The 22,881-nt window shown below is 44.9% G+C and carries 13 protein-coding genes; 10 read left to right on the top strand and 3 right to left on the bottom strand.

Features of this window, described 5'->3' with window-relative positions; genetic code table 11:
* Window positions 1-21: 21 nt before the first annotated feature.
* From BFP72_RS16320 to BFP72_RS16290, 7 genes are all read left to right on the top strand, one after another.
* A complete protein-coding gene (locus BFP72_RS16320) occupies window positions 22-1,107 on the top strand; it encodes a DUF4837 family protein (protein WP_143520108.1) in 1,086 nt (361 codons plus the stop codon).
* Window positions 1,108-1,165: 58 nt separating this feature from the next.
* Window positions 1,166-3,439: an NADP-dependent malic enzyme gene (locus tag BFP72_RS16315; RefSeq protein ID WP_099600151.1), complete on the top strand. Its 2,274-nt coding sequence runs from the start codon at window positions 1,166-1,168 to the stop codon at window positions 3,437-3,439.
* Window positions 3,436-4,029, top strand: coding sequence for a Holliday junction branch migration protein RuvA (gene ruvA, locus BFP72_RS16310; protein WP_099600150.1), 594 nt, complete (start codon window positions 3,436-3,438; stop codon window positions 4,027-4,029). The genes BFP72_RS16315 and ruvA overlap by 4 nt, the downstream gene beginning before the upstream one ends.
* A gap of 72 nt (window positions 4,030-4,101) precedes the next feature.
* Window positions 4,102-11,118, top strand: coding sequence for a cell surface protein SprA (sprA, locus tag BFP72_RS16305; protein ID WP_099600149.1), 7,017 nt, complete (start codon window positions 4,102-4,104; stop codon window positions 11,116-11,118).
* A 105-nt stretch (window positions 11,119-11,223) separates the two neighbouring features.
* Window positions 11,224-11,604 carry a glycine cleavage system protein GcvH gene (gene gcvH / locus BFP72_RS16300; RefSeq protein ID WP_099600821.1) on the top strand — a complete coding sequence of 127 codons (381 nt, stop codon included), beginning with the start codon at window positions 11,224-11,226 and terminating at the stop codon, window positions 11,602-11,604.
* 69 nt (window positions 11,605-11,673) lie between these two features.
* Window positions 11,674-11,976, top strand: coding sequence for a VanZ family protein (locus BFP72_RS16295; protein WP_158233442.1), 303 nt, complete (start codon window positions 11,674-11,676; stop codon window positions 11,974-11,976).
* A 78-nt stretch (window positions 11,977-12,054) separates the two neighbouring features.
* Window positions 12,055-12,729 (top strand): energy transducer TonB, encoded by a 675-nt coding sequence (locus tag BFP72_RS16290; protein ID WP_099600147.1) that lies wholly within the window; start codon window positions 12,055-12,057, stop codon window positions 12,727-12,729.
* Window positions 12,730-12,814: 85 nt separating this feature from the next.
* Here the strand turns inward: BFP72_RS16290 and BFP72_RS16285 are convergent, their stop codons facing one another.
* From BFP72_RS16285 to BFP72_RS16275, 3 genes are read right to left on the bottom strand one after another with little or no spacing between them, the layout of a single operon-like run.
* On the bottom strand, window positions 12,815-13,690 hold the full coding sequence (locus BFP72_RS16285; protein WP_099600146.1) for a YicC/YloC family endoribonuclease: 876 nt from the start codon (window positions 13,688-13,690) through the stop codon (window positions 12,815-12,817).
* 48 nt (window positions 13,691-13,738) lie between these two features.
* Window positions 13,739-16,981, bottom strand: a complete 3,243-nt coding sequence (locus tag BFP72_RS16280; RefSeq protein WP_143520106.1) for a translocation protein TolB — start codon at window positions 16,979-16,981, stop codon at window positions 13,739-13,741.
* 22 nt (window positions 16,982-17,003) lie between these two features.
* Entirely contained in the window at window positions 17,004-18,059 is a 1,056-nt protein-coding gene (locus BFP72_RS16275) for an FAD-binding oxidoreductase (protein WP_158233441.1), read from the bottom strand.
* A gap of 61 nt (window positions 18,060-18,120) precedes the next feature.
* Between BFP72_RS16275 and BFP72_RS16270 the strand changes: the two genes are divergently transcribed.
* The 3 genes from BFP72_RS16270 to porU are packed head-to-tail and all read left to right on the top strand — an operon-like array spanning window position 18,121 to window position 22,879.
* Window positions 18,121-18,768 (top strand): MBL fold metallo-hydrolase, encoded by a 648-nt coding sequence (locus BFP72_RS16270; RefSeq protein ID WP_099600143.1) that lies wholly within the window; start codon window positions 18,121-18,123, stop codon window positions 18,766-18,768.
* Window positions 18,765-19,460, top strand: a complete 696-nt coding sequence (gene pssA / locus BFP72_RS16265; RefSeq protein ID WP_099600142.1) for a CDP-diacylglycerol--serine O-phosphatidyltransferase — start codon at window positions 18,765-18,767, stop codon at window positions 19,458-19,460. The genes BFP72_RS16270 and pssA overlap by 4 nt, the downstream gene beginning before the upstream one ends.
* A 41-nt stretch (window positions 19,461-19,501) precedes the next feature.
* On the top strand, window positions 19,502-22,879 hold the full coding sequence (gene porU, locus BFP72_RS16260; RefSeq protein WP_143520105.1) for a type IX secretion system sortase PorU: 3,378 nt from the start codon (window positions 19,502-19,504) through the stop codon (window positions 22,877-22,879).
* Window positions 22,880-22,881 lie beyond the last annotated feature (2 nt).

Below are 22,881 nucleotides of genomic sequence, written 5' to 3'. Positions count from 1 at the left end.
AATCCAAAACCTCGTATAATCATGCCCAAGTTAGTGAGCTCTTTGTTTCTTCTTTTCTCGATACTACTTGTCGTGTCGTGCTCAGATTCCAAACCAAAGGGGAATAGCACCAAGCAGTCAGATAAAACCTATTTGCCTAAAGCAGCAGGAGAGCCCAATGCTCTGCTCGTAGTGATGGACACGACGGATTGGCATACCGAGATCGGGGGTGCCTTGCGGGATGTTTATTCTGTCTATGTACCAGGACTGCCGCAAGATGAGCCGTATTTCAAAATGCGCAATATCAATCCTCTTAAATTCAACAGCATCATCAAGCGTGCATCCAATTTGATTTTTGTTCACACTTTGGACAACAGCGGGCGTCAAAGTAGACAAATGGAAAAGTATTATTCAGAAGAGTCCCTCAGCAAAATAGCCCAAGATTCATCCCTGTTCATGCTGCCGCAAAAAAATGCCTATGCCCAAGGCCAAGACGTCTTACATCTCTTTGGCCAGACCAAAGAGCAATTGATTGCTCATATCAAGGCGAATGAGAGTATGTTGAGAAATCATTTTGTCAAGGTAGAGAATGATCGGATGGCACGAAAATTATTCAAAGTACGTGAAAAGAAAATAGAGCAACGATTGGAGGAGGAGTATGATTTTACCATGAACATTCCCTATGGGTTTGAAGTAGCCAAGGCACTGAAGAACTTTGTTTGGATTAGACTGTTAGACACGGAGTCTGAAAAAGACCTATTTGTGTATTTCCAACCTTTTGACAGTCAAGACCCATTTGACGATGTGTTGGATTTTAGAGAGACCATCACCTCGACGTACATGAGAGATATCGAAAAGCCCGAACTATACATGACGCTACAAGACACCTTGAGTGTTATCAAAGAAGTGAATTTCAAAGGGAAGTATGGCAAAGAGGCGAGAGGCCTCTGGAAGAACAGTGACATTTCCGCAGGTGGCCCTTTCATCAGCTATGTGTTTGTGGATGAAAACCAAAAGCGGTTGTACTATCTCGAAGGCTACGTCTATCAGCCCGGAGATGACAAACGTGTACCGATGCAAGAGATGGAAATTATACTGCAGACATTCACGTCAAGTTTAAGTATGTAATGATAAGGCGGAGGGCTCCTCCGTTCATTTTGTAAATACATCATAGCCCAACAATCAAATGAGCAAAATTAGAAAAAAGGACGCATTAGACTTTCACGAGTTTCCGACTCCAGGAAAAATAGAGGTTCGCCCTACCAAAACATTGTCTACACAGCATGATTTGGCTTTGGCTTATTCTCCAGGAGTAGCCGAACCTTGTCTCCAAATCGCCAACAACAAAGAGGACGTATACAAATACACTTCTAAAGGAAACTTAGTTGGTGTGATTTCAAACGGTACGGCTGTCCTTGGTCTGGGAAACATAGGTCCAGAAGCATCCAAGCCAGTGATGGAAGGAAAAGGAGTGCTATTCAAAAAATTTGCAGGAATCGATGTTTTCGATATAGAAGTCGATGAAATGGATGCGGATGAATTCATCAAAATCGTTAAGGCATTGGAACCGACTTTTGGAGGGATCAACCTCGAAGACATCAAGGCTCCCGAGAGTTTCAAGATCGAAACAGAATTGCGTGAGAAGATGAATATTCCTGTCATGCATGATGATCAACATGGTACAGCGATTATTTCAAGTGCGGCATTGCTCAATGCGCTGATCGTAGTAAATAAGAAGATTGAGGAGATCAAAATAGTCGTCAATGGAGCCGGAGGAGCTGCCATAGCCTGTACGGATTTGTATGTCAAGATGGGTGCCAAAAAGGAGAACATCCTGATGCTCGACAGCAAGGGAGTCATCAAAACGAGTCGTGAAAACCTCGATCCTATGAAGGCTAAATATGCAACCGAAACGGAATTGACCACATTATCAGAAGCAGTCAAAGGAGCAGATATGTTTTTGGGACTGTCTATGGGAGATGTGATGACAGCAGAGGACTTGCTGTCGATGGCAGACAACCCGATCGTTTTTGCATTGGCCAACCCAGATCCTGAGATTCCCTATGCTCTCGCGATGAAAACGAGAGAGGATGTGGTAATGGCAACTGGGCGTTCGGATCATCCTAACCAAGTCAATAATGTATTGGGATTCCCGTACATTTTTAGAGGAGCGCTGGACGTACGTGCTACGGCGATCAACGAAGAAATGAAGTTAGCGGCAGTTGAAGCCTTGGCTGAATTGACTAAGTTGCCGGTACCTGATGCTGTAGCCAAAGCATATGGTTCTGAGGTCATCAAGTTTGGTAGAGAATATTTGATTCCAAAACCGCTTGATCCACGTTTGATTTCCAGTATCTCGTCGGCTGTAGCGAAAGCAGCCATTGATTCGGGTGTAGCCCGTGCTACGATCAGTGACTGGGATGAGTACAAAATGAAGCTTGAAGAGCGACTGGGAATGGGACAACGTATCATCTCCCGATTGGCTTCACGTGCCAAGAAAGACCCTCAGCGTTTGGTGTTTACAGAAGGAGATAGATTGTCCATCCTCAAGGCAGCACAGATTGTGATGGATGAGGGAGTCGCAATTCCAATCCTACTCGGCAATGCAGAAAAAATACGAGAAGTCATCAAAGAGAATGACTTAGAACTCGACTGTGAGATCGTAGACACTTATTTGCAACGAGAGAAGAGAATGGAGTACGCTGACGTCTTGTTCGAGAAGAGACAGCGCAAAGGGATGACCCTCCGTGAGGCACAGCGATTGATGATCGATCGCAACTATTTCGGAGCGATGATGGTAGAGAGAGGAGATGCAGATGGTATGATCTCTGGTTTGTCCAACGACTACCCAAATACCATACGTCCTGCATTGCAAATCATAGGTACAGAACCAGGAGTAAAGCGTGTCGCAGGGATGTACATCATCCGGAACCAAAAGGGAACGTACTTTCTCGCTGACACTACGGTCAATGTGAATCCAGATACAGAGGCACTACTCAATATCATAGAATTGTCGAATCGTGCAGTGAAATTCTTTGATTTCGAACCGCGAATGGCCATGTTGTCCTATTCTACTTTTGGTTCGGCCAAGGGAGATACTCCTGCCAAGGGTGCAGAAGCTGTGGCATTGGCCAAGAAAAAATGGCCAGAAATGATTATCGATGGAGAGATTCAGGCCAATGTCGCCTTGAACCCTGAGTTGATGGCTAAAGACTATCCATTCAGCAAACTCAACGGAAAGGGAGCGAATACTTTGATATTTCCTAATCTTTCTTCAGGAAATATCGCCTACAAACTGCTGATGGAAATAGGGTCGAGTGAAGCGATCGGCCCAGTATTGATGGGGATGAACAAGCCCGTACATGTGTTGCAGCGCGGATCGTCTGTGAGGGAGATATTCAATATGGCGACTATCGCAGCTGTGGATGCGATAGAATCCAAGGAGCGAAGTAAAAAATGATATCGTATATCGAAGGAAAACTTGTCGAGATAGATCCGACATATATTATAATAGATAACGGAGGTATTGGCTATCATGTCAATATCTCCTTGAATACATACAGTCTGGTGAAAAACCTGGATCAAGCACACATTTTCACACATTTTCATGTGAAAGAGGATGCACAAACCTTGTACGGTTTTTTTGACCAAGACGAGAAGAAGCGATTCCAACAACTGATTTCTATTTCTGGAGTAGGCCCATCTACCGGTCTGATGATTTTGTCTTCATTGTCGTCGCAGGAGTTGCATGCTGCGATTGTCAATAGTGATGTCAAGACCATCAGTGGTGTGAAAGGGATAGGACAGAAAACTGCCCAAAGAATCATATTGGAATTGAAGGACAAGATGTCCAAAGAAGAATTGGAAGCGGGAGGCCCTCTGCTGACCTTGAAAAAGGAGCACAGTGTCAAGTCAGAAGCATTGGCTGCCCTCACTACTCTAGGGATATCCAAATCAGTCGCTGAGAAAACGCTGGATAAAATCATGAAAGATAGCGATGAAGATCTGGGACTTGAGGATTTAATTAAATTAGCGTTGAAAAGGGCCTAAACAATTTTTAAGAGTTTGATAAGAGTCAAATTCCACATACGTATTTTCCTGATTTTCATTCATGCAGTACTGATGAGTGAGAGCGTATCTGCTTTTCAGCAAATTCCAAATGCTGCAGATACCGTCAAAAAAAAGGAAAAGTATGAGCCTAGTGAACACTCAACTTATCAAGCTACCGACCGATACGGCGACCCTTTTTCGAATCGCCAAAGTCACTCCCCACTACTGCTCAACAATCCCTCCAACATGAACGTGGAAGTGGAGATGGATAGCAACATGAACTATACCATATCTGAGAAAGTAGGGGCATTGAATTATCGTCCCAAATCCACGATGACTTTCGAGCAGTTTCAGGACTATCAGGATGCTCAGATGAAAAAGGATTATTGGCAAGAAAGGTCAGCAGGATTGGATGGAGAGAGTGCGGTGAGTGGTAGACGCTTGATTCCCAAGATCTACATTAGTCCGATGTTTGATAGAGTTTTTGGGGGCAACTATGTGGATATACAACCCAACGGGTTTGTCAACATGGATTTCGGAGGGAGATGGCAGACTGTAGAAAACCCCCAAGTGCCAGTCAGGAACCAACGTACTGGAGGGTTTGACTACAACCAGCAAATCTCAATGAATGTCATCGGCAAGGTGGGGGAAAAACTTGCCGTCACTGCCAACTTTGACAACAACAACTCCTTCGATTTTCAGAACAACATGAAGATCGAGTATACAGGCTATGAGGAAGATATCATCAAAAAAATAGAAATCGGTAATGTGAGCATGCCGATCGCCAATTCGCTGATCACTGGCGGGCAAAGTTTGTTTGGAGTGAAAACTCAAATGCAATTTGGCAAACTCTATGTCACCGCCATAGCATCGAGACAGCAAGGAAGTGCTCAGACCAAGACCTTTACCAACGGAACGGAGGGAACCCCCTTCAATATCAGAGCGTCAGATTATGATCAATACCGCCATTTCTTTTTGGGGCATTTCTTTCGGGACAACTATGAAAAATGGCTTAAAAACTTACCAAACCTTGTGTCTGGAGTCAAAATCTCGCGTTTGGAAGTTTATATCGTCAAGCAACAGACCGAGACAACGGGACTGAGAGGGGTCATCGCACTTAGTGATTTAGGGGAGCCCGTACGCTTGGGCAACAGCACAGGGGTGGTGACAGTTCCTTCTTCTCCCAACGATAATGCTGCCAACAATATTTTTGCCTCGATCGTGGATGCTCCTGAGATCAGGGACATCTCTCAGGCAGGGAGCTACCTGGAGACTGGGCAGTTTCAGATGGTGGAGGGCCGAGATTTTGAAGCACGGCCAAGTGTACGAAAACTTGATCCCTCCGAGTACAAGTGGGATGATAAATTGGGGTATGTGACCCTCAACAGTCGTTTGAGAGAAGGAGAAGTGCTGGCTGTGTCCTATGAGTATACTTACAATGGAAATACAACGCCATACCAAGTAGGGGAACTCTCGGAGAACTATCAAGGGCGGCCTGATGAGGACTTGATCGTTTTGAAACTTTTGTTGCCAGCCAATAATACGGATGCAGATTTGCCGATTTGGGATTTGGCAATGAAAAATATCTATAATCTGGGAGGAGCGAGAATCAACCAAGAGGGATTTGAACTAAGGGTCAAATATCGAGATGATATCAACAACTACGATGCGCCCAATCTGAACGAAGGACAAAACACCAATAATGTGCCCTTGATCGAAGTACTGAAACTAGATCAACTCAACGTCAATGGGGATGATCAGCCTGATGGTAATTTTGATTTCATTCCTGGGATCACATTTGACGCGGATTATGGCAATGTGATTTTTCCGGTACTGGAGCCTTTTGGAACTACTCTAGACAATGCTTTTACGGCTAGTGAACAAGGACTCAAGGACAAGTATGTGTATCAGGAACTTTATGAACGAACCAAGACGCTCGCAGAACAGGTGTCTGCCAAAAACAAGTTTAGATTGGAAGGAACCTACTCCTCTAGTGCGCGAAATGTATACAATTTGGATGGGTTCAATATAGCGGAAGGTTCAGTAAGAGTGACGGCAGGGAGTACACTGCTTGCAGAAGGGACGGACTATCAGGTGAGTTATCTAGGGTCTGGCCAGGTGACAATATTGAATGAGGGAGTGCTCAATTCGGGTAAGACCATCAATATCAGCTATGAGGTAGATGACATGTTTAGTTTTCAGTCCAAGTGGTTGACAGGGACTCGACTGGACTATCAGTTCAGTGATAAGGTCAATGTAGGAGCGACTTTACTTCATTTGAGTCAGCGCCCAGGAGGAGTGTCTCGTTATAGTATCGGCAATGAGCCCATCAAAAACACAAAGTATGGATTTGATGTCAATTTTCAAGAGGACTCGCGCATGCTGACCAAGATGGTAGATGCCCTGCCATTGATTAGTACCAAAGAAAAATCAACGGTAACGTTCAATGGTGAGTTTGCTCAACTTATCCCTGGTACATCCAATCAAGTGGATGGAGAAGGTACTTCTTATATCGACGATTTTGAGAGTGCAGCTACCCCATATTATTTGGGGGGAAATCATACCGCTTGGAGTTTAGGTTCTACGCCACCGGAGTTTGTCCAAGGGACAGACCTGGAGGTAGGGTACAAGCGAGCCAAACTGGCTTGGTATGTGGTCGACAATACCTTCTATGGTAGTCAGCGTCCCAGCCAAATTGACAAAGATGGACTGGAAAACAACTATGTCAAACCTGTCTATGCACAGGATCTTTTTAGACTGCAGGATGTCAATGTGGTGAATGTTCCCTTGCGTGTTTTTGACCTGGCTTATTACCCTTCGGAGCGTGGAGCTTACAATTACAACAGTGCAGAACTGACTCAGGACGGTTTGTTGGAGAATCCACAGGATAAATTTGCCGCAATCACACGAGCTGTGCCGACAAGTGTTGACTTCACCAAAAATAACGTAGAGTATATCGAATTTTGGTTGATGGATCCATTTACAGATGACCCTGTGATGGATGGGATATACAATGTACCCAATGATGATTCGACAGGAGAACTGGTCTTCAACTTAGGGGATGTTTCGGAGGATGTCTTGGCAGACAAAAAGCAGGCTTTTGAAAATGGGTTGCCTGAGGATGGTGGAGACGAAAACACAGAAATCACCCCATGGGGACGAGTGACTACCAACCAGTTTCTGACGCGGTTTTTTTCCAATTCATCTTCTACTGCTCGGAACAATCAAGATGTGGGGCTTGATGGCTATAATTTGACCGGAGAGAGAGATTTTTTTGTGCCCCAAATGGATCAAACGGTGATCAATAGTCTCAATGCAAATGGTCAAAACCGTGTATTGAATGACCCCTCAGCGGACGATTTCAAACACTACCTTGATGAGTCTTATAACCAAAGCAATGCACAGGTACTTGAGCGATATAAGAATTTTAATGGACATGAAGGGAATTCACCGGTAGGCTCTACCAATGACAACTACAGTTCGTCAGCGACCAACGAACCCGAAAATGAGGATTTGAATGAAGACAATTATGTGAGTCAGACGGAATCTTATCTCGAGTACCGCATTCCGATCAACAAAAACATCTTGCATGCAGGTGAGGGCTATGTGGTGGATGAAGTAGAAGATATTGACGGAAGAGCCAAGTGGTATTTGTTTCGAATACCGATCAGCAGTGGGACAGAAGTAGGTTCTCCTGATCTGCAGTTTTTGCGGTACATGAGAATGTATATGACCGGATGGAGAAAACCAGTTGTATTGCGCATGGCGGAGTTTCAGATGGTGGCTAGCCAATGGAGAAAATACGATCAAGACCTGTCGGAAGCAGGACTGGGAGAAATACCAGAAGTGGTCTCTTCGGATTTTGAATTGTCAGTGGTAGGAATTATTGAGAATAGCTCATCGGATGGGGATAGTCCTCCGTACATGGTCCCACCTGGAATCAGTCGAGATTATGACAATACCACGGCTATCCCAGTTCGGAGCAATGAGCAATCATTGAGCCTGTGCGTAGAGGATCTGGAAGACGGAGATGCACGCGCAGCGTACAAAAATTCTTTGAATCTAGACATGATCAACTACGGGAAGCTTAAAATGTTTTTTCATGCGGAAGCCAACCAAGGAGAACCGATTGGAGACGATGAGGTGACAGCTTTCATTCGCTTAGGTTTTGATCAGACGCAAAACTATTATGAAGTAGAGGTCCCGCTCAAGATTACCCCAGACGGCTTGTCCAGTTATACGGCAGAGGACGTTTGGCCATCGGCCAATGAGATCAATATTGCTTTCAACGATCTATATGCTGTAAAGTCCGCTAGAAATGCTGAAGATTATGATGTGACTTCTCGTTATACGCCAAATCCAGATTCGTTGGGGCTGGACTATACAGTGACCATCATCGGTAACCCAAAGTTGAGTGGAGTCACCGATATGATGATCGGTATACGTAACCCGTCGACACCTGATCAGCAGTCCAAGTCAGTTTGTATTTGGGCCAACGAAATGCGTGTTACGGACTTTGACGATGAAAAGGGCTGGGCCGCCAACGCTCAGGTGAATGTGCAGCTAGCTGATTTTGCGACACTCAATGCTGCGACGCGATATACTTCGGTGGGCTTTGGTAGTATTCAGGACCAGATTTCGGAGCGTACCAGAGAAGAAACCTTTGAGTACGACCTTTCGGCCAACATCAATGTGGACAAATTGATTCCTGCAGAGACAGGAATCAAAATTCCGATGTTTGTGAGCACGTCTAAATCCACGCAGACTCCACGTTATGACCCGTTGGACAATGATATTCCTTTGGAGGCATCCCTTCAAAAATACAATACGCAGGAAGAAAAGGATGATTACAAGAAGAAGGTGATTTCTCAGACGACCAACAGAAGTATCAATTTTATCAATGTACACAAAGAAAAGGTGAAGGAGGATGCGAAGAGCCATGTCTACGATATTGAGAATTTCTCTTTCAATTATTCTTTCTCAGAGCAGAAGTCATCCAACGTCAATACAGCCAAAAAAGTAACCAAGCAGTACTCTGGGGGTGTGGCGTACAATTACACCACCAAGGCACCGAGTGTGGAGCCCTTCAAAAAATCGAAGGCCTTTAGTAGTCCGTATTTACAGTTGATCAAGGATATCAATTTTAGCCCCTTGCCTAACAGTTTCTCAGTGAGGGCATCTGTGGATAGGCGTTTTCAAAAGACACAGTTGAGAAATTCTGATTTAACCACTACGGGTATTGACCCTAATTTTGAGAAGTATTTTAATTTTGACCGAACCTATAACCTCCGGTGGAGCTTGTTTCGTAATCTCAGCCTCAACTACAACGCTACTGTCAGAGCTATCATTGACGAACCCGAGGGAGATTTGGACACCAAAGCTAAGAGAGATTCTGTGATCAATAACCTCAAGAGACTTGGGCGGATCAAGACCTTCAATCAAAACATCAGCCTCAACTATCGTTTGCCATTAGACAAGTTGCCTTTGACAGATTGGGTGAGTGCCGATTACCGATATGCCGTAGACTATTCATGGGTTGGGGGCAACATCAATCAAGTAGAGGAGTTTGGTAACGTGATTGAAAATCAGCGCACTCAGGACTTGACGGGGAAAGTCGATTTGGTGCGCCTCTACAATAAATCTAAATACTTGAGTAGTATCAACAAACCACAATCCCGCTCTCGTACTTCACGCTACGATACTGTGCGCACCAGTGGAGGGGTGGATGCGTTCAAGGGTATCCTGCGTATGATTATGGCTGTCCGTTCTATCAATATGACTTTTGGTCTGCGGGAGTCGACTTCTTTGCCAGGGATGTTGCCCACTCCGTATATGCTAGGAATGGACCGTGATTTTAGTGCACCAGGCTGGGGGTTTGTACTGGGAGACCAGGATCCGGACATTAGAATTCGAGCGGCTCGGCAGGAATGGCTAGTCAAAAATGGACTTTTCACTGCGCCTTTTGTCCAGACCAGAACAGAAGACATTAATTTGAGAGCGGCTATCGAGCCATTCAAGGATTTTCGTGTGCAGGTGGATGCCAAGCGCAGCAACAATGCCGAATACCAAGAAATTTATCGTTGGGACAGTACAACTGTCAATACCTACAACTCCCTTACGCCGACTCGATCAGGTAGTTATACGGTTTCATTCCTGCCGATCATGACTGCTTTTGACAAAGATGGCGCAGACAATGTGTCCAAGGTCTTTGAACAGTTTGTAGAGAATCGTGACATCATCTGGGACCGGTGGAGGAGTCAAGGGCAGGAGTATGATACAGGCTCACAGGACGTCTTGATACCGGCCTTTATCGCTGCTTATACGGATAGGAGTGCTCAGACGGTATCGATGTTGCCGTTCCCTAAATTACCGATGCCCAATTGGCGAGTAGATTATGCGGGACTGAGCAAACTAGCTGGGATCAAAGAAGTCTTCACCTCCATCAATCTGACTCATGCCTATACCTCTACATTTAGTATTACCAACTACACCAATTCGCTGAAATATCAAGACGTCAACGTGTTGGACTTGACGAACAATATCCTCGACTATCCGACAGCTACAGTCAAGGACAATGGGTCATTGGTGCCTGTCTATATTATCAATCAAGTAGATGTAATTGAGCGTTTTTCGCCGCTGATTGGGGTGAGTGTTCGGACCAAAGGAATGGTCACGGGTAAAGTTGATTACGCCAAGGAGAGGAGTCTCAAGTTTGATCTATCCAACTCCCAGCTTACCGAAATCAAGAGCAATAATGTTTCCTTTGATATTGGGATTACCAGAGACAAGTTCAAAATTCCTTTTAAAGTACAGGGTAGGACCATCGTCTTGGACAACCAGATTCAGTTTAGAATGACCTTCACAGTAAGAGATACCAAAACAGTTCAGCGCAAAATAGAAGATGTCAGCACGATCACAGATGGAAATATCAACTATCAGGTGAGGCCAACTTTGAGTTTTGTGGCAAATCAAAAGCTCAATTTGACCATGTATTTTGAGAAGAACATCAATGAACCCAAGATTTCTAGTTCGTACAATCGGTCTTCATCCGCATTTGGTGTTCAGATACGCTTCAGTTTGGCACAATAATAATGGATTGGGTGACGTAAGGATTCTGAGGGTGTCAAGCGAATAATTTATAATTAAGGCTTATTTTTGAGACCTTATTAATTGAAAAACAAAAACAATTCAAAAATGAATATTCCGGATCATTTGAAATACACAGCAGATCACGAATGGGTCAGCATAGAAGGGGATGTAGCCACTGTTGGGATTACTGATTTTGCACAAGGAGAGCTAGGAGACATCGTCTATGTCGAGATCGAGACCGAAGGGGAGACGATCGCAAAAGGAGAGCTTTTTGGAACGATCGAAGCGGTCAAGACGGTTTCGGATTTGTTCATGCCCGTATCAGGAGAGGTATTGGAGTTCAACGAAGAGTTGGAAAGTGAACCCGAATTGGTCAACTCTGACCCATACGATGATGGTTGGATGATCAAGATCAAAGTTTCGGATTTGGCTGAGGCGGATGATTTACTGTCTGCAGAGGCTTATAAAGAGTTGATCGGGCAGTAATTGGCACGGGTCAAGTCAAGATATTATAGCATATTATTTATAGGATGGACAGGTGCCATCCTTTTTTTGTTGTTGCGCAAAGATGATGGAGATCATGGTCTGTTGAGCCAAATCCCTCATTTTGATAAAGTTGTCCATTTTGGATTGTTTTTTGTCTGGGCGGCTCTCGGTCAAATCTCTCTATTTTCTCGGGCTACTTGGGGCCGGTTGTGGGTAGTTGGAGGCGTGTTTTTACTGGCCCTTGCTGGAGGCTCAGAGTGGTTGCAGCGCTATGTCGAAGGCCGACAAGCAGACTTCGCGGACTTCATCGTAGATGTGTTGGGAGGAGTAGCTGGAGCATACTTGACAAAGTATTGGAAAATAAATCAATAAATGTGGAATTCTGCATCTGTTGTGTATATTTGAAGTTACTTATTGTTAACTGAATTTGAGAAAACTAAATATAAGAGCATGGAGGTAAAAAAGAACCCGAAGATTGCCCTTGAGAGAAAGAGCGGGATGTTTTTTAACATCGGGCTTGCTATCAGTTTGTTGCTCATCATATCTGCATTCGAATGGAAGTTTTATGATGATGGCGAATTGGTCGACTTAGGGCAGGTGGATGATGATTTTGAAGACATTATGGAGATTCCTCCAACGGAGCAACCCCCTCCACCCCCACCGAAAATCGAATTGCCTAAGATCGTAGAGGTTCCAGATGAGGAAGAGATCGAGGAAGAGATCGAAGTGGAATTGGATGTGGAAATCACGGAAGAAACTGTCATCGAAGATATTGTATTTGAAGAAGAGCCAGAAGAAGAAGTGGCTGATGAAGTATTCGATATCGTAGAGGATCAGCCAGCACCTCCCGGTGGTATGGCGGCATTCTACAAGTACGTAGGTAAGTCTATGAAGTACCCTAACCAAGCGAGAAGAATGGGTATCGAAGGTAGAGTATTCGTACAGTTCGTAGTAGACAAAGACGGTACGATCACTGAGGTGAGAGCGATCAAAGGCATCGGAGCTGGATGTGACGAAGAAGCTGTGAGAGTATTGCAAGGTGCTCCAAAGTGGAAGCCAGGTAAACAAAGAGGTAGAGCAGTGAAGGTGAGAATGATTCTACCTATCACGTTCAAGCTGAGCTAAGGCATAGGCTAGTAAAGGCACAAAAAAAGTGCTGAGGATTTCCTCAGCACTTTTTTTGTGCCTTATTTTTCAAGACGCTAAAGATCTAGATGATATTGAGAACCTGCTCTTTAATTTTTTCAAGTTCATCTTTCATTTCCACAACGAGCTTCTGGATGTCAGAGTTGTTGGCTTTAGAGCCTATGGTGTTGATCTCTCGACCCATTTCTTGACTGATGAACCCTAGTTTTTTGCCTTGAGATTCATGTTCGTCCAACGTGCTGTGAAAAAACTGCAAGTGATTCTCTAGACGTACAATCTCTTCTGAAATATCAAGTTTTTCGATGTAATAGATCAATTCTTGCTCGAAGCGGTTGGGGTCAGATTTTTCTGAGGCGCTCAATTCTTTAAGTCCCTCGTTGATTCGCTCTTTGATGTGTATCATGCGCTCTGGATCTTTGATTTTGATAGCATCTAGACGTAGTGAGATGCTGTCTGCGAATGATTTCAGGGCGATCTCTACAGAGTTGCCTTCTTGTAGACGAAAGGCATCACATTGATCCAGTGCTTGCTCGACGAGGCGGACCATGGTAGCCTTATCTGCGATCTCTTTTTTGTTTTCTGGTTGCTCGTAGATATCTCCGGTTTTCATGATGCTGTAGAGGATGTCGGCATCTGAGAGCGTCATGTCTTGCGTGACACTGAGGATTTGCTCTTTGTAGTGACGAAACAGCTCAGGGTCTATTTTTGGAGCTTGGTTGAGCTTGGACTTGGCCGTGATGTCCACGTTGAAATTGACTTTTCCTCGGATGAGGCGATCGGAGATGATCTTTCTGAGGTCATTTTCCAAGGCTGATATTTCCTTGGGTATCTTGGCTCCAATATCTAAAAATTTGGAATTAAGTGTTCTGATTTCCACTTGTATGCTGATTTGATCGTTTTCAAAACTCGCATGGCCATAGCCTGTCATTGATTTCGTCATGTGCAAAAATCGAGAATTATTGGGAGGATAAAAAATGTAAAACAAGGCTTAGAAATCATACCCTAAGGAGAAGTAGAATTTCATGTCCTTTTGGTGGTAGTCTTCGATCGGTTTGGCCATGTCAAAGCGGAGGTAATAGCCGAATATCACAGTGCGTACACCAAATCCATAGCTTTGTAGCCAAGGGTTGCGGCTGGTTTTGATGATCGCCTCAAAGGGAGAGCCTGGCTCTTTGACGAGCTTGGTGTCTACGGTATTGTCTTCGTTGAAAGGAGAGAGTCCAGTCCAAGCAGAGCCTATGTCGTAGAACCCGATGAATTGTAGGTTTCTGAGGAAATTGGATTTGATGGTGCCTCGTGTGAAATACTTGATGACTGGGAAGCGAAGCTCTGCGTTGGCAGTGAGGACATTGTCACCATTGAATCTATTGAAATTGAAGCCTCTTAGGTTGACAAATTCGGCAAATAAAATGTCGGAGTTGTCTTTGTAGTTGCTGAAGTAGAGTGGGGAACTAGGTTGATTTGTATTGTCCTTGTCGTTGAACATCCAGTTGTCCATGCCTCCGAGCATGTACGTCATTGGGCGGTTGCCAAAGGAGGCGCCATAGTAAACACGCGTTGCGAGGATGAGTTCGCGGTGGATTTTTTGGTAGCGGCGCAAGTCTACGTTGAAATTGCTGAAGGAACGAGAGTTGTCATTGAGGGCCTGGTTGTGCTCAATCGAGACCTTGCCACGCATGCCCTCAAAGAGGTTGAGCCCATTGACTAGCGTGTTGTCAAACACCCACGCTGCTTTGAAGGAGGCATAGGTGTAGTTGGACCCGAGGATGATGCCTTCTGGTACGGGACGTGTGCCTAGGACATTGGGGTTGATGTTGTAGTAGTTGGTAAATATCATTCCACCGTTGATTTCAAATCGGCTGGATACAGATAGGGGTAGGGCCGCTCCTAGTATAAAGGAGTTGAGTTTGTATTTTTGCAGAATATCTCGGTCGTCAGAGGCGTTGGAATTGCGGTAGCCCTCTTCGTGTATGACGTGTCGGTCATACCGAAAGCTGAAATCTACGGTGTGTTTTAAGTAATCGTATTCAGCAAAGAAGTCTCCACTCTTGAAGTCTGTGATAGCAACAAAACCGCCGTTGAATTTGTGGTTTTCAAGTGCGTCGGTCATTTGTGTCTCGACGAGGATGCCAAAGCCTCTTAGTTGGTCAAAAGTAAAAGAAGTAACGAGGTTATCAATCGTAAAACTAGTTTCGTAGGGTAGAGGGCCAGTCACTGTGGGCTCTTTTTGGATTTTTTCGTAGATGGAGAGGAAGGAGAAGCGTTGGTTGCTGTCGTCAGAGCCTTCATCAGGGTCGTCTTCAAATTGGTAATTGTCTGTGTCGATAAACGCTTCATCCATTACCATTTTGGTGCTGTCGAGCGCATCGATCGAATCTTGTTGTTGCTCAGCGAGCAGCATGGCTTGTTGACGCTCTAGTAGCTCCTGTGTTGCACGCTCTTCTCGTTTCTTACGAATGTACTGGACCTGCTCCATCTGGTGTCGTAGTGTTGGTGGAGTGAAGAGTTGTTGGTTAAGGTCAAACTCTTGGTCAAGGTAGATTTTCGATTTTCCATTGTTGAGCATGAGGTAGGTCAAGTCTTTAGTGACAGGGTTGATGTCGTATTGCTGGAGGCTCGTACGAAAATTGGATACTTGATGGTAGAGGTTGTCACTAAAAGAGTATTCGTAGAGGTTGTTGATGCCTTTGAGGTCACTCAAGAAGTAGACTTTGTCTCTGCTGACAGGTACAGGTTGTGTCTCGCTGCTAATGGTGTTGGTCATGCGATGCAATACTTGGTCAGTCGTATCGAGATCGTAGGCAAATAGATTGAGTAGCTCGGGCATTTCATTGATCCCAGGCGTGGTGATGTTGAGGGTGTCTGTGGTTCGGTTTGAGCTGAATACAAAGGCATCCGTGCCTGGAATGAATTCTGGAGTGAGGTCATCCCAACTGTCTTTGGTCAATCGTTTGATGGCGTTTCTGCGCATGCTGATTAGGTACAGGTCTGTTTGACCCTTTACGTCTGCACTGATGATGGCCAATTTACCATTGTCGTTGAAATCTATATGATTGATTTGATTGAAGCGCACCATGGATTTGCGCTGTTTGGAGCGTGTGGGCAGGTCATAGGTTACGAGAAAGTTCTTGCCGTACCATGTTTGTACGATTCCAAGTTGGGTCTCGCTGATCCAGTCGATGAGCGGTAGTTTGTAGGAGACTTCTTGGTCGATGGAGTGATAGCCTCCTTTGAAGGCAACACGCTCTTTGTTTTTCTCGATGTCTCGAATGATGATTTTATATTTGCCTTTGTAGTTTTCGATGTAGGCCATTTTTGTTCCTTGAGGGCTGATTTTCAATCCAGTCAGTTTGGTGATATTTCCAGTCACGCCGACCAATTTGTTGTCTTTGTCAGGTTCAAGATAGCTGTCTTCGAGCTCTTCGTTGGGGATGCCATAGAATTCGGCCCACTCGTACATGAACTGCCTAAAAGAGATACCTAAGGTACTTGCCACACTATGTTCTGTGTTTCGAATGATCCGTGTGAGGTTGAGAATATTACTTAGGTTGCTTGGCCCGTACTTTACAGCGATATAGTTCCAAATGGATTGGCCAACGAGTGTGGCCATTTCCCCTTCGAGTTTGGAAAATTTTTTTATTTTTTTCTCTTTGAGATAGTCTCGCACATAGTCGTCCATGTTGACATCCCAACCGTAGGCAATGTAGTTGACTCCTCCGTCGATGAACCACTGAGGCAAGTTAAGCAGGTAGTTACTTTGAAACATCTCCGTCAAACTACCGCCAAACATCATGTCTTCCAGAAGCATCTTTGAGATTTTGTAGCGTAACTCTCGTTTGAAGTCCATCATATTGCCAGGGTAAGCAATCTCAACGTTGAGTTTGACGAATTTGGTTTCTCCCGCTATCGAGAAGGTAGGAGACCCCACACCAATGTTGCTTTGGAGTAGATCTGTGTGGGAGTTATAGAGGAAGATTTCACTCTTGGAGAAGGGGGCATAGCCAATCATATCGGTGATCACCTCAAATTCCGTTTGCAGATATTCTAGGGCTACTTCGGCGTACTCTTCTCCTTGACTATAGAAATGAATGTCGTAGTTTTCTGTGCCATAGTAGTACCATTCAAACTCTTTGTATTGCACGCGGTTTTGCCCAAAGGTTTGTTTCTTGTACTGGCTGTGAGCCGACAAAACAAACATCAAAAGACATACCGTAAGTAAACTGTATTTCATGCAAATAAAGTAATCTGTATTCTTATGAAGAATAGAGTGAATAGAATCGCGAAACATCGACATCTTGAGACATCGGTTGTTGGTCCTCTACAAACGCAATGAATCGGGATGTAAAATAAGGAATCAAGGATACACCTTTAGACCCAAACCCATTGAAAACATAAATATGTTCATATTCGGGGTGTTTTCCAATGATTGGTCGGCGGTCTTTTGTGGCAGGTCTCACTCCTGCGACAATGTCTATCACTTTTGTAGGTTCGTGGAGGAGGTTGTTCAGTTTTTTTGTGATTTCGGTTTGTGCTGCCTCGGTGGGAGATAGGTCATCGAAGTGGTTTTGATAGTTGGATCCGATTCGTACTTGATGATTTCCGATCGGGATGACAAACACTCCGCGGTTGTAGATGGTGTCTATTTTTTTATGCATCTCTGCTCGGATGATTTCTCCTTTGACGGGACGTAGGGGTATCCACCCAAAGAGCTTGCTTTCAAGGGCCGATACTCCATTGCAGTAGATGAGTTGTCGATAGGACTCTTTCCCGTATTGGACATGGTCTGGTTCGATGGTTAACTGACCTTCGTCAAACTTTTCTTCGCGGTAGCAATTCCGGGTGATCAAGTAGTCTCGACTATCTGCGAGTAGTTGTGGAATACGGATATAGCCAGCAGGCTGCAGATGGATGCCGCCGTAGGGGTCTTGGAGCTGGACGGCTTGGTGGCTTTCCTTATGGATAGATGAGATGAATGGGCGATACTTGCTATCGGACTGTTGGGCATCCCAGTCGTTTTGTTCTTCAAAACTTACAAACGGACGATAAATGCCTATATCGTACAAAAAACGACTGCCCAGTTTGATTTCAAGGGCGCGGTAAAAGGGCTCTATGACAGGAAAATGTTCGTCGGCCATCCAAGTTTTGACCATTTTTCGACCAGTGACGGGGTTGTATAGGCCTGCGGCTACTGTCGAGCTATGGTTGGATTGGGGGGTGTCTAGGACAGTGATTTGGAGGTTTTTGTCGAGCAAAGATTGAGACAATAGTGCGCCCGCCAAGCCGTGACCTATGATGAGGTAGTCCTTCAAAGTGTTAAGATTTTGCGATTGACCAATATTAGGTCAAATTTGCAGATATATAATCACATTTATGATCCAGATACACAATTTCGTTTTTAATCCCTTTTATGAAAACACTTACGTTGTCTTCGATGAGACCAAGGAGGCTTTGATCATCGATCCGGGATGTTATGAAGATACAGAAAAAGAGGAGCTCACGGCATATATCGAGAAGCATGGACTGAAAGTCACCCAGCTCATCAATACACATTGTCACATCGACCATGTCCTTGGCAATGCTTTCGTCAAGAAAAAGTATGGCGTGGAACTGTACATTCACCCAGAGGACGAAGCGACGTTGAGATCGGTGGAGGTTTATGCACCAGCATATGGGTTTACCGATTACCGTACGACCGAGGCGGATCATTTTATCAATGAGGGCGATAAGATCAAATTTGGGGATTCTGCATTGGACGTATTTTTCACTCCAGGGCATGCCCCTGGACATGTGGTGCTGACCAATGCAGAACAGAAAATATGCATTGGTGGAGATGTGCTATTTGACGGCAGTGTGGGACGTACTGATTTGCCCGGGGGGGATTTTGAGGTGCTGATGACGAGTATTCGGGAAAAGCTGTTTGTACTGGCAGATGACATGGTCGTCTACCCTGGGCATGGTGGCACGACGACTATTGGCAAAGAAAAGGAGTCCAACCCATTTTGTGGAGTATCCAAATGAGCATCCGCAATTTTATACCCAACCTGCTGACATGCCTCAATTTGATTTTTGGTTGTTTGGCGATGATAGAGATTTTCGGAGGAGCCTATGATCAAGCGATTTATTATGTTTTTCTGTCTGGGATAGCGGATTTTTTGGATGGTTTCGCTGCGAGACTGCTCAAAGCGACTTCCAATATCGGAAAGGATCTCGATTCCTTGGCTGATATGGTGTCTTTTGGTGTGGTGCCAGCTTTTGTGATGTACAAGATGATTGAAGCGAATACAACCATCGAGTATGTGCCTTATATAGCTTTGATCATCGTAGCATATTCGGCACTTCGTCTGGCAAAATTCAATAATGATGAACGGCAGACAGATACTTTTCATGGATTGCCTGTCCCAGCCAATGCACTTTTCTTGTGCACCTTGCCGTTACTTGCCGAAGAACCTATATTTTTCGATGTGTTGAGCAACCCGTGGTGGTTGGCGCTGATTTCAGTAGGAATGGCCAGTTTGTTGATCACAGATGTGAAATTGCTTGCCCTCAAGTTCAAGCACTTTGGATGGAAGGGAAATGAGGCGAGATACGTCATTTTGGGAGGAGCATTGGTTGCTCTGCTTACATTTCAGCTTTTGGCAATACCTTTTGTGATAGTTTTTTACTTTCTAGGCTCTATTATTGTCAATAGATTGGCAATCTCAAAGGATTGATAGTCAATTGGAAAGGAGTTTGTTTGGATAGAAACAGTAGGGTGAAAAAAAAGATAGAGTATATCGTATGGGGACTCTTTGTATCCATGGGCTTATCGATGCCCGTGCTAGCGCAACAGAATTCGGTGCTGAGCAAGGGGAATTGGTACCAAATGGCGGTGTTGGAAGAAGGAGTATACCGGGTAGATGCAGAGCTGTTGGATCAACTGGGGATTGAGAGGGGCTCTCTAGATCCAGACCGATTGGCAGTATATGGCAATTCGTACAATGGAACCTTGCCTCAAGCCAACGCGATGGATCGTCCAGTGGATTTGCTAGAAAACAGTACCTATGCGGTAGGGTTGGCTGATGGTCAATTCGACAGAGAAGACTACTTGCTTTTTTATGCTAGGTCTTCAGACTTGGTGTATTTTGACACCCTTCGATCTGTTTTTGCATTCGAAAATAATTTTTATAGTGACACTTCCTTTTATTATTTGACGGTAAAAGATGAGGCTGCCAAGCGCATGACTGAGAGGGCTGCGGGAACAGTGTCTGGCTCTGCTTCAGAGACGTATTGGAAACTGTCTACTCATGAACTCGACGACTCGAATCTCCTTAATTCTGGTCGGCTATGGTTGGGCGAAATTTTCAACAATTCGCAACCGAGTAGGACCATAGAATTTGATGCGACAGGTCTGGTACAAGGCTCAGACGCTATGGTACTTAGTGCTGTAGTGACTTATAAGGTAGTTACAGCCTCTTCGTTTCAGTTTGCACTCAATGGCCTGCCTATCGATACGATACAAATGATACCTGTCGGAGGAGGTGAGTATGATACGCAGGCTTTCATTGGCAGAGATACGATTCGTGTAGATGAGGTACAGGGAGACGCACTTTCTTTAGAAGTCACATTCTCTATTTCTTCTGGAAATGCTCGAGGGTACCTCGATTATGCGCATTTGATGAGTCTACATTCTTTGGATGTGCGCAACGGATTTTTGTCCTTTTATCCGAAAGGAGAACAAGCATATCGAATCATTTCTGGAGATGACCCTATGTTGATATGGGATGTGTCTACTCCGACTGATCCGATAGGTCAGCTGTATATGAAGCAGGGAGATGAGGTGGTTTTTGAACGCAGCGTTGGGTCTCGCCAATATGTAGCTTTTGAGGAATCGCAGATAAAGAGTCCCATAGCAGTAGGAGCAATTGCCAATCAAAATCTACACGGGTTAGGCGCGGCAGAGGTGATATATGTCACGACAAGGGCTTTTGAGACTGAGGTGCAGCGATTGGCCAACTACCGTACAGCCCGCGACGGTTTGCTTACCCATGTGGTGACAGTGGATCAGGTTTACCATGAATTTTCATCTGGAAGGCAGGACCTCTCTGCGCTTCGTGATTTTCTCAAGTATCAATACGATCAGTATGGCGTGTTGAAGTATGTGACATTGGTGGGAGATGGGTCCTACGACTACAAGGATAGAGTGAGAGGAAACAACAACTTGGTGCCAATCTATGAATCGCGCAATTCGATTGATCCAATAGATACATATTCCTCGGAAGATTTTTTGGGTTTCATGGAGGAGGATGAGGGCGAATGGGTTGAGTCCTACGGTGGAGACAATACTTTGGAACTTGGTATCGGTCGTATCCCTGCCAAGACAGTAAGTGAGGTCAGTGCCTATGTCAACAAAATCATTCGCTACGAAACGAGCAGCCTAGGCTATGGCAATTGGCGAAACAAATTGGTGTTCGTTGCGGACGATGGAGACAACAACATTCATCAGCGCGATGCAAATCGAATGGCAAATTATGTAGATACCGTCGGGGCTGAACTCAATGTTAGGAAGGTTTTTCTAGATAGCTATGAACAGTTTGGCTTGCATCCAAACCAACGCTCCCCTCAAGCCAATGCAGCATTTTTAGAGGCGATTTCAAACGGGACAGTGATTGTAAATTATACCGGTCATGGCAATGAACAACAGCTGGCTGACGAAAAAATCATGAGCATAGAGATTATAGAGGGATTGTCGAACCGAAATTTATTGCCTTTTTTCGTCACTGCAACCTGTGACTTTGGCAACTATGACAACCCCCTAGTAGTCTCTGGGGGTGAACAAATCTTGTTGAGTGCACAGGGAGGGTCGATAGGACTGCTGGCGTCTACTCGCCCTGTGTTGGCAAGTACCAATTATGCGCTCAACTTAGCCATGTATCAAGCACTCTTGGCAAAAACTCCTGACGGTTACTACCCACGACTTGGAGATATGATTCGAGTGACGAAAAACACCAGTTTGTCAGGAGTTCGCAACCGCAATTATGCGCTACTTGGAGATGCGAGCATGCGCTTGGCCTTTCCGGAGAGGACAGTCCGCCTCACACATATCAACGATAAAGCCCTCGGTGAGCTAGATAGCTTGGGGGCATTGGGCAAGTATAAGATCAGGGGGCAGGTATTGTCTGGAGACGTGACGGATGAGGGGTTTGACGGTCAGGTTACGGTGACGATTCTTGATAAGCCGACGGAGTTTAGAACCTTGGGAGATGAATCCAGTGCTCAGACATACAGTGAGCGAGATGTGGTGCTGTTTCAGGGGAAGGCGACGGTGAATGAAGGGGTATTTGATCTTGAAGTGATTATCCCCAAAAATATTGATTATTCATTTGGCGAAGGGAAAATTAGTTTTTATGCGGTGAATTCCTTCAATACACTGGATGGTCATGGAGTGTTTAGCGAAGTGATAGTAGGCGGGTCAGTCTCGGGGGCCGAAGAAGACCGTCGTGCACCAGAGATGTCGTTGTATCTTGGCAATACAGATTTTAGGGATGGTGGAAAAGTCAATGCAAGCACGATTTTGCTGGCCCGATTGACCGATGAAAATGGTATCAATACGTCCAAGTTAGGGTTTGGAAATGATATCGTTCTATACCTTGATGACAGTACTGGAATCGCCCTCAATGATTACTATACGGCGGATTTGGATACCTATCAGGCTGGTTGGGTGATGTACCCGATGGACAACCTGACCAAAGGGCATCATGAATTGACACTCGTGGCATTTGATTCGTACAACAACCGTGTGGAAGAGACCATCGGATTTTATGTTTCAGAGAAGGACGATATAGAACTGAGTGATGTCATGAACTATCCCAACCCTATGCATGAGGAGACCACCTTTCGTTTTAGTCACGATCGTTTAGGAGAAGATTTGGAAATTTCTCTATCCATTGCGAATTTACAAGGTCAGGTGATACTCTCCCAAGTGTATGATATCATAGACGCTCCGGCTACAATTGACGGCATTATTTGGGACGGAACGGGGGCAAATGGGAGTAAAGTGAAAAAAGGAATCTATATTTATAGCCTAAAAGTGCGAAGCAGAGTGGATGGAGGAAAAGCACAAGCGTTTCGAAAGCTCATGGTTTTGGACTAGTC

It is taken from the genome of Reichenbachiella sp. 5M10 (assembly GCF_002742335.1).
In the GTDB taxonomy this organism is placed as follows: Bacteria; Bacteroidota; Bacteroidia; order Cytophagales; family Cyclobacteriaceae; genus Reichenbachiella.
Note: the sequence above shows the minus strand (reverse complement) of the source record. Positions and strands in the feature narration are given on the sequence as shown.

Coding starts and splice junctions, on each gene's coding strand:
- BFP72_RS16320 (WP_143520108.1), top strand. CDS start 22: ATGCCCAAGTTAGTGAGCTCTTTGTTTCTTCTTTTCTCGATACTACTT.
- BFP72_RS16315 (WP_099600151.1), top strand. CDS start 1,166: ATGAGCAAAATTAGAAAAAAGGACGCATTAGACTTTCACGAGTTTCCG.
- ruvA (WP_099600150.1), top strand. CDS start 3,436: ATGATATCGTATATCGAAGGAAAACTTGTCGAGATAGATCCGACATAT.
- sprA (WP_099600149.1), top strand. CDS start 4,102: ATGAGTGAGAGCGTATCTGCTTTTCAGCAAATTCCAAATGCTGCAGAT.
- gcvH (WP_099600821.1), top strand. CDS start 11,224: ATGAATATTCCGGATCATTTGAAATACACAGCAGATCACGAATGGGTC.
- BFP72_RS16290 (WP_099600147.1), top strand. CDS start 12,055: ATGGAGGTAAAAAAGAACCCGAAGATTGCCCTTGAGAGAAAGAGCGGG.
- BFP72_RS16285 (WP_099600146.1), bottom strand. CDS start 13,690: ATGACGAAATCAATGACAGGCTATGGCCATGCGAGTTTTGAAAACGAT.
- BFP72_RS16280 (WP_143520106.1), bottom strand. CDS start 16,981: ATGAAATACAGTTTACTTACGGTATGTCTTTTGATGTTTGTTTTGTCG.
- BFP72_RS16270 (WP_099600143.1), top strand. CDS start 18,121: ATGATCCAGATACACAATTTCGTTTTTAATCCCTTTTATGAAAACACT.
- pssA (WP_099600142.1), top strand. CDS start 18,765: ATGAGCATCCGCAATTTTATACCCAACCTGCTGACATGCCTCAATTTG.